The organism is Cupriavidus nantongensis, assembly GCF_001598055.1.
Lineage (GTDB): Bacteria > Pseudomonadota > Gammaproteobacteria > Burkholderiales > Burkholderiaceae > Cupriavidus > Cupriavidus nantongensis.
The window spans coordinates 2,927,130-2,939,798 of the sequence record NZ_CP014844.1; the positions used below are offsets into that span (position 1 = coordinate 2,927,130).

Below are 12,669 nucleotides of genomic sequence, written 5' to 3' on the forward strand. Positions count from 1 at the left end.
GGCCGATCAGTCGTCGGTGTACAACTCGTGCGACGTGTCGTTGTAAAGATTGGGATCGTAGCCCGGCGTCTTGCGCAGCTCGGTGAGGTCAGTAAAAGGCCACTCTTCTTCATCCGAGGTATTGGCAGCAGCAGCCCATCCCGCCGCCGCCACGCCCAGCAACACAAGTGCGATCCAAAAAGCAACGTAGAGCAGCCCCCCCAGCACAGCCAGCTTGACCAACCACACGAGCGCGGTAGCACCCGCTCGCGGCACTCCCTTGGATACCAACCAGTTCGACGCCCGACGTTCGCCGCGCGCATAGGCACGCCATCCGCGGCCAAAGGCGCGGCCGAGGCGTTCTGCGGTACTGGTGCGGGTCGTAGTGTTCATGTTCGTCTCCTGCTGCTGAGGAATGCCTATTCCTGTTTGCTCCACTTCATTCCGTTTCGGGCTTCAATGTGTTTTCTTGCTGCTTCAGGACGCTTCGTCATCCGGTTCCACCGGGCCGGGGTCGGGCTCCACGCCGATGCGGTAGATGGCAACGAAACGCGGCCAGTCCACATGGTCCATCAGGTCGATGTCATCGACAACGCCAACCTTTGCTGCCGCACGCTCGAACAGGGCGATGCTCTTGGCGGGATAGTTGTTGCGCGACGGAAAAAGTACCCCGTCGAACAGCGGCTGGCCGTCATTGCCGAGCATCGCATGCACCTGGGCGGACACTTGCTGCGTGTGCGTGTAGTCGCGGCTGGCCAACTGTTCCAAGTTCAAGCCGAAGTAGCCCGCCATGACACCCTCGGCCGTGAGATCGGCCAAGCGCACGTCGTCCAGGACCCCTACGGCGCGCACGAGCCGGCTCTCGACTTCCTTCAGCGCAATCGAGCGCTTCTCGTCCGCCAGCCACTGGTGCTTGTGAAACACCGACTCCATCAGCGCCGTGGACAGGTCGCGGCCCAGGTAGAGCACGCCGTAGGTCCGCGCCGGGTCGTCGTAGCGATTGGTGCCGCTGCGGCCATAGTACAGCGGGCTGCCCCGATAGACGACGCGGCTCACATGCTGGAGCAGTTCACCCGCATCGATCAAGAACAAGGGCAGTTCGCGGCTCATGGCGGTCTTGCCTCAATGCACCTGGACGCCCAGCACGTTGAACACCGCTTCGGCCACGTCATCGATCGTGCCATGCGTCACCGCATCCACCGGCGAGCGTCCGCCCAAGCCTTCGAGCGGTTCGGATAGTGCGCGGTAGATCGTCCAGTGGTCGATGCCCTCGACCTCTTGAAGCACGGTTTGGGTCAACTGCTGCTTCACCGGGTCGAGCTGCCAGTCGGGCAGCTTCTGGCCGCGCGGCCCCACATTCAGCGCCAGCAGCCGGCGCGCGAGGATGTCCTTGTAGATCTGCTGGCGCGACTTGTCCGCGAGCTTGGCGTACTCGGGGATCGGCAGGTTGTGCGGCTGGTTGAAGGCTTCCAGCAACACGGCGCGGCCTCGCTGGACGTCGGTTTCAGTCGGTGCCCAGCGCGTGTCGGCACGCAGCGCGGCCGCCTTGCGCTCCAGGGCATGCTCCACCGTTTCGCCTGCGAGGTTAGCGGGCAGCTTCACCGCCTCCACACGCTCGTGGACGAACGCCTGCAGTTCGGCCGCGAAAGCCGTGGCATCCCGGATTTCGACGGTATCCGCGAAGCGGCGTACATCCTCCACCGTGACGCGCGGCAGCCGGTCGGCAATGAATTCGATGGCGGTGGGCATGGTCATCTCCCAGGTAGGTTTGAGACAGGATTCACTCTAGTCGCCTTTGTCGCGCTTGTCAACTTAGTCGCATGAGTGAGAGCCTACCTGCTGGGGTAGCGTCCCGGCAGCATAGGCCCAGGCCAACACCGGGTCTCCGCCTAATCCATTCCAGCGGGTTCCACATTGACGCTGGAGCCGCAACCCGGGCCGCGCTATACCGAAACGGTGAAAGGCCAAAGGGTTGAAACGGCAAGGGAATGGGCTGCAAGGGGAAAGGCTCTATCCCGAAAAGGCCAAAAGGCCTCCCGCCCCGCCCGCCATCAGGACACCGACATGCTCTCCCTGTTCCAGCGAAAACGGCCCCCGGCCGCCGCCGCGCCGTCGCCAGCACCCGCCACCGACCTCCCGAAAGGGTTGATGCGGCCGGAGTCGGCCGCATCACTGCTAGCGACGCCGCGACGGCAGAAGCTGCTGGAACACATCTGGCAACGTACATCGCTCTCACGCAAGCAGTTCGCCGCCTTGTACCGCGCGCCGCTGGAACGCTACGCCGAGCTGGTCCAGGCCTTCCCGGCTTCCGAGGCGCATCATCACGCTTATCCCGGCGGCATGCTGGACCACGGCTTGGAAATCGTCGCCTACAGCCTGAAGCTGCGGCAGTCCCATCTGCTGCCCATCGGCGCCAGTCCCGAGGACCAGGCGGCGCAGGCCGAGGCCTGGACCGCCGCCGTCGCCTATGCCGCGCTGCTCCATGACATCGGCAAGATCGCCGTCGATCTGCACGTCGAGCTGGCCGACGGCTCCGTGTGGCATCCGTGGCATGGCCCGCTGCTCCAGCCATACCGATTCCGCTACCGCGACGACCGCGAGTATCGGTTGCACAGTGCCGCGACGGGGTTGCTCTACCGTCAACTGCTCGATCGCCACATCCTGGACTGGCTCAGCGGCTATCCGTCCCTGTGGGCACCGCTGCTCCACGTCCTGGCCGGGCAATATGAGCACGCCGGGGTGCTGGGCGAACTGGTCGTGCAGGCCGACCGCGCTTCCGTGGCCCAGGAACTGGGCGGCGATCCGGCCCGCGCCATGGCTGTGCCGAAACACGCGCTGCAACGCAAGCTGCTTGATGGATTGCGCTACCTGCTCAAGGAAGAATTGAAGCTGAATCAGCCCGAGGCCTCCGATGGCTGGCTCACCGACGACGCGCTGTGGCTGGTGAGCAAGACGGTCTCCGACAAGCTGCGCGCCCACCTGTTGTCGCAGGGCATCGATGGCATTCCTGCGAACAACACCGCCGTCTTCAACGTGCTGCAGGACCACGGCATGTTGCAGCCCACACTGGACGGCAAGGCAGTCTGGCGCGCGACTGTGACCAGCGCCACCGGCTGGTCTCACTCCTTCACGCTGCTGCGCCTCGCTCCTGCGCTGATTTGGGAAACCGGCGAGCGGCCGGCGCCGTTCTCAGGCACAGTGGCGATCGACACGGCATCTGCCGATAAGGACGCCGATGCTTCGGCCTCCTCGCCGGCGAACATGGCGAGACCAACCGCGGAGGATCAGGAACCCGCGCCATGGGAGGGCCGCGTCACCACCGACGCGACTCCTTCGCCCGTGGGCCAGGCCATGCCCGATGTCATGGAGGATCTGCTGGCAATGGTGGGGATGGGCGATTCGCCCGGCCCCCAGCAAGATGCACAGGCCATCGCCGACGAAGCACCTGCCACGCGCTCTGAAGCAGCCATGCCATCAACGGCAGCAGCTTCACTTCCATCACCTGCACCCACGGCTGCACCATCGTCCTCGACGGCGCAGCCATCCGGCGAGCACTTCATAACATGGCTGCAGCAGGCCGTTGCCTCGCGCCGGCTCATCATCAACGACGCCAAAGCACTGGTGCATACCGTAGGCAACACGGCCTACTTGATCAGCCCCGGGCTGTTCCAGCGGTATGCCCAAGAACATCCGCAGATCGCTCGCCTAGCACGGCAGGAAAACATGGCGGACTGGCAATGGGTTCAGAGACAGTTCGAGAGATTGCGCTTGCATCGCAAGCAGAGTAACGGCCTCAACATTTGGACGTGTGATGTAAAGGGGCCGCGCAAGACCCGCCGAGTTCACGGCTACCTGCTGGATGAGCCGACTTCGATACTCGATCCGGTACCTGCTAATAACCCATATCTATCCCTTGTTATGCCAGCAATCCGACCCAGGAAATCTGACTAAAAAGGCAAACCTATCGTTTCAAAGCAGACTACCCGATCCCAGAGAGCATGGGTGGTGAAATCCGTCAGAAAGATATTGCATACCATCGTCTGTATGGCGCCTTGGCGCTGCTCGCTGTAGGCTGCTTGGCAAGAATTTCCATACAATCGAGCACTCCACGCCGTCGGAAAAATCGGCCTACGCCGATAGCTCTCTCACCAAGGTTGCGACGAGTTGCGACGCTGGCATTTCGCGTGCCAGCGGAGCTCCTTGACCGGCCCAATGGGCAGCGTAGTCGTGATTGCCTTGCTTTGCCGCAGCGCTCATTAATTGCTTGGCCGCGTCGTAAGCGACAGGGTACGTAGGAACTGCACCATCCGCGGATTCGCAATATGAAATAAGGCGATTCACGATGCCCCGGGCCGGGCGCCCGGACAAGACGTTGGTCAACCGGGTCATCGCCGCACGTTCACTTTTCAGGTTCCGGCGATAGCCCTCATTGGCAGTCGATTCGGGGCATAGGATGAAGGCTGTGCCGAGTTGCGCGGCTACGGCGCCAAGATCGAGGGCGGCCTTGATGCCTTGGCCGTCCATAATGCCGCCCGCCGCAATGACCGGTAGTTTGACGCGTTGCACTAGCAGACGAGTCAGAACCGAGGTCGGCAGGCGCTCGTCAATTGCATACTCCCCCGACTGAGACGTGATCACTTCTCGATCGAAATTTCCCCGGTGACCGCCTGCTTCAATTCCTTGAGCAATGATGGCATCCACTCCTGCCTCTTCTATCAGTTGCGCTTCTTGCAGGCTGGTGGCGGTCGCCAGCGTGTAGATCCCGGCTTTGCGCAACGCCCCGAGTTGCTCCCGGGTCGGCAGGCCAAAGTGGAAGCTGACGATAGTGGGCTTGAGATCAAGAAGAGTTTCGAACACATCTTCGCTGTGCAGAAAGGACGTATAGATCTCGTCAAGCTCCGTCGGCGGTGCAGCGTCCACCTCGGCAAAGAGAGGAGCCAGTCGCTCGATCCAGGCGGTTTCAAGCCCGTCATTACGCTGTGCGGGTAGATGACAAAAGACATTGACGTTGAACGGCTTGTCGGTAAGCGCCCGGGTCTCCTCGATAGCTTGCCGCGCCTGCGCCGCCGTGCTCGCACCAAGTCCCAACGAACCCAAGGCACCAGCGTTGGCTACAGCGGCAGCTAGCTGCGGTGAGGAAACCCCAGCCATCGGTGCCTGGATGATGGGGTAACGGATGCCCACGCGAGCCAAGAACTGTTCGGATGTGCTCATGATGCGACCTTCCTGTCGTTAGAAATCGTTAACGTGATAAATTCTCAATTTAGGAATATAATACATAAAACGATCTTTTATTGGGAACGATGTGGATCTGGAGTCTCTCAGGATTTTTCGCGCAGTTGCCAGCGAGCTGAGCATCACGCATGCGGCGGCGCGGCTCGGGCGCGTGCAGTCGAACGTAAGCACCCGCGTCCAGCAACTCGAAACCGAGCTGGGCGCGGACTTGTTCGTCCGCACCGGCAAACGCATGGCCTTGTCGGCTGCCGGGGAGCGCTTTCTCGACTACGCGCAGCGCATGCTCGCGCTGGAAGAGGAGGCCAGGCATGTCGTGACGGGCGGCCGCGACGGCGGCACGCTGCGCATCGGCAGCATGGAAAGCACCGCGGCCAGCCGCCTGGTCCCGCTGCTGTCCGCCTACCACGCAGGCCATCCGGAAACGCGGGTGGAAGTGAGCACGGGCCCGTCACGCCTGCTGCTCGAACAAGTGCGCACCGGCCGGCTTGACTGCGCATTCGCCGCGCTGCCGCCATCGTTCGGCGACAACGCCATACTCAAGGAACTGGGGCTGGCGGCGGTGCGCGTCTGGCGAGAGGACCTGCGGCTGCTGCTGCCGGCCACCGAATCAGGGACACGCCGCGCCGCCGACGTGCGCACACGCTCCCTGGCGGCGTTTCCGCAAGGTTGCGCCTACCGCAGCATCGCCGAGGATCTGCTGGGCGTTGCCGGTTCGCCCGAGTGGAAGGTGCAGGAAATGGCGTCCTACCACGCCATGATCGCCTGCGTTGCCGCAGGCGGCTGCGTCACCCTGCTGCCCGCGAGCGTGCTCGCGTTGGGAAATGTGCCCGCCGCCATGAAAGCGCTGCCCGCCGGCCGCGCCGACACGCTGCTGGTCTGGCGCGAAGACTACGACGTCCCTGCGTTCCGGCATCTGCGCGACGAGCTGAGCGAGGCTGGCAGATGACCGCCTTCATCCGGTCCCGGAACTTGCGCTCCGCTGTCGAAGCCGCACTGGTCCTGGCCGTCGGTATGGGCTTCGGCCGCTTCGCCTTCACCGCCATCTTGCCGCACATGGTGGAAGAAGGCGTGCTGAGCCTGGGTGAAGGCAGTCTCGCCGCCTCGGCCAACTACGCCGGCTACCTGCTTGGCGCGCTCCTGGCCGTCCGGGCTCGCGCCCACCATGCGCACTGCCTCTGTCTGTGGGCCGTCATCGGCACCGCCGCCTGCCTGGCCGCGCTGGCGTTGTCGGCCCCCGTCCCGGTGATCGTGATGCTACGTGGCCTCGCCGGTGCGTTCAGCGCGCTCTCGATGGTGGCAGCTTCGCTGTGGCTGCTGGAGCATCGGGGCCACTTCCGGGGTGCGCCGCTGCTCTACGCCGGCGTTGGCATCGGCATCGCCGTGTCCGCCGAGCTACTGGTGCTGGGGACGCATCTCGGCCTGCGCAGCCACGGCATGTGGCTGATGCTAGGCATCGTGGCCCTAGCCTTCGGCCTGGCATCGGCGCCTGGCCTGGTCGCCAGCGCCTCCCAGGCGCAGCACGCTGCTGCCATGCCCGCTTCCGCGACGCCGGTATCGCGACCAGCGGCCGCGTGGCCTCTGGTCACGATCTACGGGTTGGCCGGCCTGGGCTACATCGTGACCGCGACCTACCTGCCGCTGCTCGTCCACACCGTCCTGCCCGACTTGGACCCGGCCCACGTCTGGGCGGTGTTCGGGCTCTGCGCCGCGCCCTCTTGCCTGCTATGGCATCGCATCCATGAGCGATGGGGGACCCCCCGTGCCTTGCGGCTCAATCTCGCGCTTCAGGCCGTGGGGGTCGCACTGCCGGCATTCATCCCTTCGGCGGCCAGCTATCTTTTGAGCGCACTACTGGTCGGGGGGACTTTCATGGGCACCGCCACCATCGCCATGCCCGCGGCGCAGCGGGCTGCACGCAATATGAAGATGAACCTGCTCGCGACTATGACGCTCGCCTACGGCATCGGCCAGATCCTCGGCCCGGGGTTGGCCGAGACCTTGCGTGCGCTCAGCCACTCCTTCTCCAGCTCATTGGCCGCGGCAGCCGGCGCGCTGGTAGTGGCGGCGCTTACGACGGTTCTCCTCTAAGCGGGCCGCAGAATAGCGTTGAGCCTGCCGCAGGTCTTCGCAGCATCAATCCGCGGCGCTGGATTGGGAGCGCAGCCACGCAGCCCTCTGCTCCAACCGTTGCCGCCACTCTGGAGCGAGGCCGGGAAGCTAGGACGGGTCCAAGCCTGGATGCTCGGTCCTTGCCCGCTCGCCTATTTCCAGAAAGCGATCTCTGATCCAGATGCCGGCGGGATCGCTTTGTGCGCGTGGATGCCAGGCCATCGCCAAGCGAAACGACGGGATGCGAAATGGGAGGGGGATCAAATCGACAAACGCGGCATAGCGCTGGAGCAGCTTCCGCGGAAGACTGGCGACGCCGTCGGTCTGAGACAGAACCAGCGCCACCTGGTTGTAGCTGGGCACGGAAGCGACGACGTTCCTCTGCACGCCCAGCTTTGCGAGAACCGCGTCCACCGGCGTGGAGAAATCCGCGCGGGATGAAACAACGACATGGTGCAGGGCGCAGTACTCCGCCAGACTGGGCGCGCCGATCCCCCGGGGGTGGCCACGGCGCTGCGCCAGCACGAAATCATCGCTGAGCAGAAACCGGGCCTTCAGGGTCTCCGGCACCTTGTCGATATCCCCGAGAAACAAGTCGACCTCACGGCGCGCCATGCGCTCAACCAGCCCGGCGTCGTCGGCGGGCACAACGGACATCCGCAATTCGGGGTTGCCGTAACTCATCACCTCCGTCATCACATCCAGCGCCAGGATCGTGAACACGCTGTCGTTCGATGCGACGACAAAGGTCCTTGCCGAAGTCTGAGGATCGAATTCGTGCGGCTGCGCCACCGCCTCGCGCAGCCTCGCAAGCGCATCCGCCAGGCTTGAACGCAACGCCAGCGCGCGTTCGGTCGGCACCATGCCGCGGCCCGTTTCCGAGGGCACGAGCAGCGGGTCCTGGAACAACTCGCGCAGGCGAGACAGGTGGCCCGACAGGGTCGGCTGGCTGATGTGCAGGCGCTGTGCCGCGCGTGTCACGTTCAGTTCGTCCAGCAAGGTGTCCAACGAGATCAGGAGGTACAACTCCGATCTTTTCATATCGATCATTCCGATACCTCATATCGAATCTAACGACTAACAGCTCTGCGGATATCCCCCTTAAGCTTTCACCGTATTCCACGAAAGTGAGCAAGGACGATCCATGCAGCAGCCCGTCGGCTTCTACTACCATCCGACACCAAACCCTTCAAAAATCGCACTTTTCCTAGAAGAATCGGGGATTTCCTATCGACTGATTCCGGTGGACATCGCCAAGGGCGACCGGCATTCAGCCGAGTTCAGGACCCTCAACCCGAATGGCAAGGTGCCTGTGGCGGCGGAGAATGGTATCGCAATATTTGATGGCTCTGCCATCCTCTTACCCCTCCGCTCTTGCACCTTGCCAAGAAGGCCGGCGCCTCCTCGCCCCCACACGGTGATGGCCTTGCTTGACCTCGACGTCAAGGGCGAGGCTTTCTGATTCAACTTCAATATTTGACAGGTCCGTTGAATATGCGCCATACAAACAAGATCTACCGGATCGGTGACGTGACCGTCACGAAGATCGAAGAGATGCGGCTGAACGTCGCTCCACCTTCCTTTCTGTACCCGCAATGGGATGCCGAAGAACTGGAAAGAAACCTGCACTGGCTCACCCCCAGCAACATGGACGCAACCACGGGACACCTGATTCAAAGCATCCACACCTGGCTGGTACGGACCAGGCGCCACACGATCCTCATCGACACCGGCTCTGGCAACGACAAGGAGCGGCCGCTCAACACGATCTTCCATCGACTGCAGACCCCGTACCTGCAGCGTCTGGCCGCGGCAGGCGTGAAGCCGGAGGATGTGGACTACGTTCTGCATACGCATCTCCACGTCGACCATGTCGGCTGGAATACGAGACTCGTAGGCGGCCGCTGGGTCCCTACCTTCCCGAATGCCCGCCATGTGTTCGCCCGGGCCGAAGAGGACTACTACAGCAGTCCAGCGAGCCATAACGACGTCAACGTGCCCAGCCTGGGCGTCTTTGAGGACAGCGTTGCGCCCATCATCGCGTCTGGACAGGTCGAACGCATCGGCGATGCCGGTGGCGCGTTTCTCGATCACTTTGTCTTCCGTCCGTCGAAGGGACACAGCATCGGACACATGTCGATCGAGCTGCGCTCCGGGGACGAAGAGGCGCTGTTCAGTGGCGACGTCATGCACCACCCATTGCAAGTCGTTCGTCCAGACTGGAACTCCGTCTTCTGTGAATGGCAGGACGAGGCACGCGCATCGCGCCGGTGGGCACTCGAACATGCGGCCGAACGCCGGTTGCTCTTCTTCACCCCCCATTTCGCAGAGAGCTCTGCCGGCTACGTGACGCGCCACGGCGATCGCTTTGATTGGCGCTACGAGTAAATCCACTTTCAGGACACGCATCATGACCAGCAAATACGCATCCGGCGGCACAGAGCCCGTTTTCGAGCAATACCGCGTGCCGACCGGCGACACGGGCATCGAGATTCACGTGCGCAACAAGCGTCCCGCCTCGATGACGGACTTTCGCGCAGACCGCACCATCGTGATGATTCACGGTGCGACGTTCTCATCGGGCAGTCTTTACGATGTGCCGTTCAACGGCATGTCCTTCCTGGATTTCCTGGCGGCGGCGGGCTACGACGTCCACGCTATGGATGTCCGGGGCTACGGGCATTCGTCACGACCGCCGGAGATGGAGTCGCCCGCGGGCGATTCCGCTCCCATGGTCGGGACCGATACCGGCATCCACGACCTGGGCGTGGTGGTGGATCACGTCCGCTCGCTTCGTGGCCTGGCGCGCGTCTGCGTGTTCGGCATGTCCTGGGGCGGCACCGTGGCGGGCGCCTATACGAGCCGCAACGAGGACAAGGTCGAGAAGCTTTCGCTGCTCGCGCCTCAATGGCTGAGCGACAAGCCGATCCCGATCGATGCCGGCGGCCCGCTGAGCGCCTATCGCTTGGTGCCTGTACGGGAAGCCAAGGCGCGGTGGCTGAGCACCGCGCCCGAGCATGGGCGCGCCACCTTGGTACCGGATGGCTGGTTCGAGCAGTGGGCGGACTTCACCCTGGCCGAAGATCCGTGGAGCCAGGAACGCACACCCGATTTGATCCGTGCGAGCAACGGGCCGATCCAGGACATCCGCGACTATTGGCGCGCCGGCCGCCAGTATTACGACCCGTCGGACATCCGGGTTCCCGTGCTGCTGGTGCACGGCGAGTGGGATATCGACGTCCCCATCGACCTCGCCCAGGCCTTCTTTCTCGAACTGAGGAATGCGCCATACCGCAAATGGGTCGAGATTGGCGAAGCCACGCATCTCGTTCTGCTGGAGAAAAATCGGCTCCTCGCGTACCAAGCGATCCGTGATTTCTTCGATAAAGAATTCGTGCCCGAAGTCTCCCTTCAGAACCGCTAGACAACCCGAACGGATGAGCGGCCGGAGGCCGGAGTGACGGACGCCACGCGCTTCCAGTGATCGCCATTGTCGAACCCTTGTCAGCACTGTTTTCGGATCAACGATGAACGATGCCGGACCGACTTACTCGGCCTGCTATCTACCGATAGCCTGAAAGTAAGCACAAAACATATCGGCCATTGCATCGGCATAGGCCTTGATTTCCGCCTTGGTTCGGCGTGTTCGGGAGAAATCGTTCCCCACCGCACTGAGCGTCGTGAAGACAAGATCGCCAGCCAGCGCACGGACCGATGCCGATGCGTTCGGCAGTACTTCGGCGATGAAGACTTCGATCATCCGGTCGCCCTCGGCTTGGGCCTTTTTCGCCTCAGGGCTGTCCCGGTAGAGCGGCGCGGCGTCGTTGAGTGCGCCCCGAACCTCGGCCTCTTCGCATTCGGATTGCAGGAAGGCATGGACAAGCCTTCGCAATCGCTCAAAGTGCGAACGCTCCGCGTCCTCCAGAATCTCCCGCAGCATCCGGGTTGTCTGCATCCACTCATCAGTCTGTAAGCGGAACAGGATAGCCGCCTTGTTGGGGAAGTACTGGTAGACCGATCCCACGCTGACCCCCGCCTTCTCTGCCACCCGAGCCGTGGTGAAGCGGGTCGCGCCTTCCTGTGCCAAGACTTGGGTGGCTGCCTCAAGGATGGCAGCAACCAGTTCCGTGGAGCGTGCCTGTTGTGGCTGCTTGCGCGAAGCGATTTGGGGACGTCGGCGAGTGGTCATGGGGCATGGCAAGGCGTTATACAAAGAATCGAGCGATTCCATCGACACCTTAAATGCGATGAATCATTCACATACTAGCGCAACGTCAGCCTCTTGCTCAACCTGCGTCACCGATCTTTATGAGCACTCGCCCTGGACGCGAAAGAGTGCTGCAGTCGGCACAGCGGATGCCAACGGACATGGAACACCATAGCCGAGCGAGCCGGCCGGCTGCGTTGGCGATGTAGGGCTTTCCTGACGAAAAACCTGAGCATCTCAAACCCCACTAGACCTTGGGGGCATCCATTAGACCTGGAAACGCACCGTTTTCCGGGCACCAGGCATGCCACCTGGCGCAGAAGGGTGGCCCGGAAAACGCGAACTGGTATGCGAATTTTCAATGCGAATATTTCGTGATATTATGCCATCAATACGAATAAACGATCGCGTTTTAAGAGCACACGAAAGCACCTCCGTCCACAGAAGAAAGGCCCCCTCATGGCATCGACACTGACCAGCGCCCCACTGGCGCCCTTGCTGCACAGCCTGTTCGAACAGGCCGACCAAGCCACCAGCCCGGCCCTGGCGGCACTCTCCGGCGACGAACGCGCGCGGCTGATGGGCAGCAAAACCGAATACACCCGCTTCTACAGCCTGGCCAAGGACCTGTGGCTGCCCGTCTCGCGGGAAACCGGCGTGCTGCTGTACCAGTTGGCACGCAGCACCCACGCCCGCAACGTCGTCGAGTTCGGCACCTCGTTCGGCCTGTCGACGTTGCACCTGGCGGCGGCGCTGCGCGACAACGGCGGCGGTCGAGTGATCAGCAGCGAATTTGAACCCTCAAAGGTCGCCAAGGCCCGTCGGCATCTGGCCGAGGGCGGCGTGGACGACCTGGTCGAAATCCGCGAGGGCGACGCCTTGAAGACGCTGGCGACCGACCTTCCCGAAACCGTCGACCTGCTGCTGCTCGACGGTGCCAAGTCGATCTACTGCGAAGTCCTCGACCTGGTCGAACCCCACCTGCGTCCCGGCGCACTGGTCGTGGCCGACAACGCCGACTTCAGCCCTGAGTATCTGGCGCGCGTGCGCTCCCCGGACGACGGCTACCTGTCCATCCCGTTCGGCGAAGACGTGGAACTGTCGATCCGCCTGGGCTGAAGCAAGCCCGTCATTTCCTT

At 62.9% G+C, this 12,669-nt stretch carries 13 protein-coding genes; 7 read left to right on the forward strand and 6 right to left on the reverse strand.

Features of this window, described 5'->3' with window-relative positions:
• Positions 1-6 precede the first annotated feature (6 nt).
• The 3 genes from A2G96_RS13500 to A2G96_RS13510 form a co-directional block, all read right to left on the reverse strand.
• On the reverse strand, positions 7-372 hold the full coding sequence (locus A2G96_RS13500; RefSeq protein ID WP_062799972.1) for a DUF3742 family protein: 366 nt from the start codon (positions 370-372) through the stop codon (positions 7-9).
• An 84-nt stretch (positions 373-456) separates the two neighbouring features.
• The gene (locus A2G96_RS13505; protein WP_062799975.1) at positions 457-1,089 is read right to left on the reverse strand and encodes an RES family NAD+ phosphorylase; all 633 of its coding nucleotides are present in this window, start codon (positions 1,087-1,089) and stop codon (positions 457-459) included.
• Positions 1,090-1,101: 12 nt separating this feature from the next.
• Entirely contained in the window at positions 1,102-1,728 is a 627-nt protein-coding gene (locus A2G96_RS13510; RefSeq protein WP_062802180.1) for a hypothetical protein, read from the reverse strand.
• Positions 1,729-2,043: 315 nt separating this feature from the next.
• Between A2G96_RS13510 and mobH the strand changes: the two genes are divergently transcribed.
• Positions 2,044-3,930 (forward strand): MobH family relaxase, encoded by a 1,887-nt coding sequence (gene mobH, locus A2G96_RS13515; protein ID WP_062799977.1) that lies wholly within the window; start codon positions 2,044-2,046, stop codon positions 3,928-3,930.
• Between the two features lie 177 nt (positions 3,931-4,107).
• Here the strand turns inward: mobH and A2G96_RS13520 are convergent, their stop codons facing one another.
• On the reverse strand, positions 4,108-5,193 hold the full coding sequence (locus A2G96_RS13520) for an NAD(P)H-dependent flavin oxidoreductase (RefSeq protein WP_062799979.1): 1,086 nt from the start codon (positions 5,191-5,193) through the stop codon (positions 4,108-4,110).
• A 91-nt stretch (positions 5,194-5,284) separates the two neighbouring features.
• On the opposite strand from A2G96_RS13520, the gene A2G96_RS13525 reads away from it, so the two are divergent.
• Together A2G96_RS13525 and A2G96_RS13530 are read left to right on the forward strand one after the other, a co-directional pair.
• Positions 5,285-6,160: a LysR family transcriptional regulator gene (locus tag A2G96_RS13525; protein ID WP_062799982.1), complete on the forward strand. Its 876-nt coding sequence runs from the start codon at positions 5,285-5,287 to the stop codon at positions 6,158-6,160.
• On the forward strand, positions 6,157-7,302 hold the full coding sequence (locus A2G96_RS13530) for a YbfB/YjiJ family MFS transporter (protein WP_062799985.1): 1,146 nt from the start codon (positions 6,157-6,159) through the stop codon (positions 7,300-7,302). The genes A2G96_RS13525 and A2G96_RS13530 overlap by 4 nt, the downstream gene beginning before the upstream one ends.
• A gap of 129 nt (positions 7,303-7,431) precedes the next feature.
• Here A2G96_RS13530 and A2G96_RS13535 read toward each other — a convergent pair whose 3' ends face one another.
• Entirely contained in the window at positions 7,432-8,373 is a 942-nt protein-coding gene (locus tag A2G96_RS13535) for a LysR family transcriptional regulator (protein WP_231909568.1), read from the reverse strand.
• A 94-nt stretch (positions 8,374-8,467) separates the two neighbouring features.
• Between A2G96_RS13535 and A2G96_RS32560 the strand changes: the two genes are divergently transcribed.
• The 3 genes from A2G96_RS32560 (at position 8,468) to A2G96_RS13545 (ending at position 10,747) form a co-directional block, all read left to right on the forward strand.
• A complete protein-coding gene (locus tag A2G96_RS32560) occupies positions 8,468-8,785 on the forward strand; it encodes a glutathione S-transferase N-terminal domain-containing protein (protein ID WP_082818962.1) in 318 nt (105 codons plus the stop codon).
• Between the two features lie 68 nt (positions 8,786-8,853).
• Positions 8,854-9,711 carry an MBL fold metallo-hydrolase gene (locus A2G96_RS13540; RefSeq protein WP_231909569.1) on the forward strand — a complete coding sequence of 286 codons (858 nt, stop codon included), beginning with the start codon at positions 8,854-8,856 and terminating at the stop codon, positions 9,709-9,711.
• Positions 9,712-9,733: 22 nt separating this feature from the next.
• The gene (locus tag A2G96_RS13545) at positions 9,734-10,747 is read left to right on the forward strand and encodes an alpha/beta hydrolase (RefSeq protein WP_062799989.1); all 1,014 of its coding nucleotides are present in this window, start codon (positions 9,734-9,736) and stop codon (positions 10,745-10,747) included.
• 135 nt (positions 10,748-10,882) lie between these two features.
• Here the strand turns inward: A2G96_RS13545 and A2G96_RS13550 are convergent, their stop codons facing one another.
• On the reverse strand, positions 10,883-11,554 hold the full coding sequence (locus tag A2G96_RS13550) for a TetR/AcrR family transcriptional regulator (protein ID WP_062799992.1): 672 nt from the start codon (positions 11,552-11,554) through the stop codon (positions 10,883-10,885).
• Between the two features lie 435 nt (positions 11,555-11,989).
• On the opposite strand from A2G96_RS13550, the gene A2G96_RS13555 reads away from it, so the two are divergent.
• Entirely contained in the window at positions 11,990-12,649 is a 660-nt protein-coding gene (locus A2G96_RS13555; RefSeq protein WP_062799995.1) for an O-methyltransferase, read from the forward strand.
• Positions 12,650-12,669 lie beyond the last annotated feature (20 nt).

Coding starts and splice junctions, on each gene's coding strand:
- A2G96_RS13500 (WP_062799972.1), bottom strand. CDS start 372: ATGAACACTACGACCCGCACCAGTACCGCAGAACGCCTCGGCCGCGCC.
- A2G96_RS13505 (WP_062799975.1), bottom strand. CDS start 1,089: ATGAGCCGCGAACTGCCCTTGTTCTTGATCGATGCGGGTGAACTGCTC.
- A2G96_RS13510 (WP_062802180.1), bottom strand. CDS start 1,728: ATGCCCACCGCCATCGAATTCATTGCCGACCGGCTGCCGCGCGTCACG.
- mobH (WP_062799977.1), top strand. CDS start 2,044: ATGCTCTCCCTGTTCCAGCGAAAACGGCCCCCGGCCGCCGCCGCGCCG.
- A2G96_RS13520 (WP_062799979.1), bottom strand. CDS start 5,193: ATGAGCACATCCGAACAGTTCTTGGCTCGCGTGGGCATCCGTTACCCC.
- A2G96_RS13530 (WP_062799985.1), top strand. CDS start 6,157: ATGACCGCCTTCATCCGGTCCCGGAACTTGCGCTCCGCTGTCGAAGCC.
- A2G96_RS13535 (WP_231909568.1), bottom strand. CDS start 8,373: ATGATCGATATGAAAAGATCGGAGTTGTACCTCCTGATCTCGTTGGAC.
- A2G96_RS32560 (WP_082818962.1), top strand. CDS start 8,468: ATGCAGCAGCCCGTCGGCTTCTACTACCATCCGACACCAAACCCTTCA.
- A2G96_RS13545 (WP_062799989.1), top strand. CDS start 9,734: ATGACCAGCAAATACGCATCCGGCGGCACAGAGCCCGTTTTCGAGCAA.
- A2G96_RS13550 (WP_062799992.1), bottom strand. CDS start 11,554: ATGGAATCGCTCGATTCTTTGTATAACGCCTTGCCATGCCCCATGACC.
- A2G96_RS13555 (WP_062799995.1), top strand. CDS start 11,990: ATGGCATCGACACTGACCAGCGCCCCACTGGCGCCCTTGCTGCACAGC.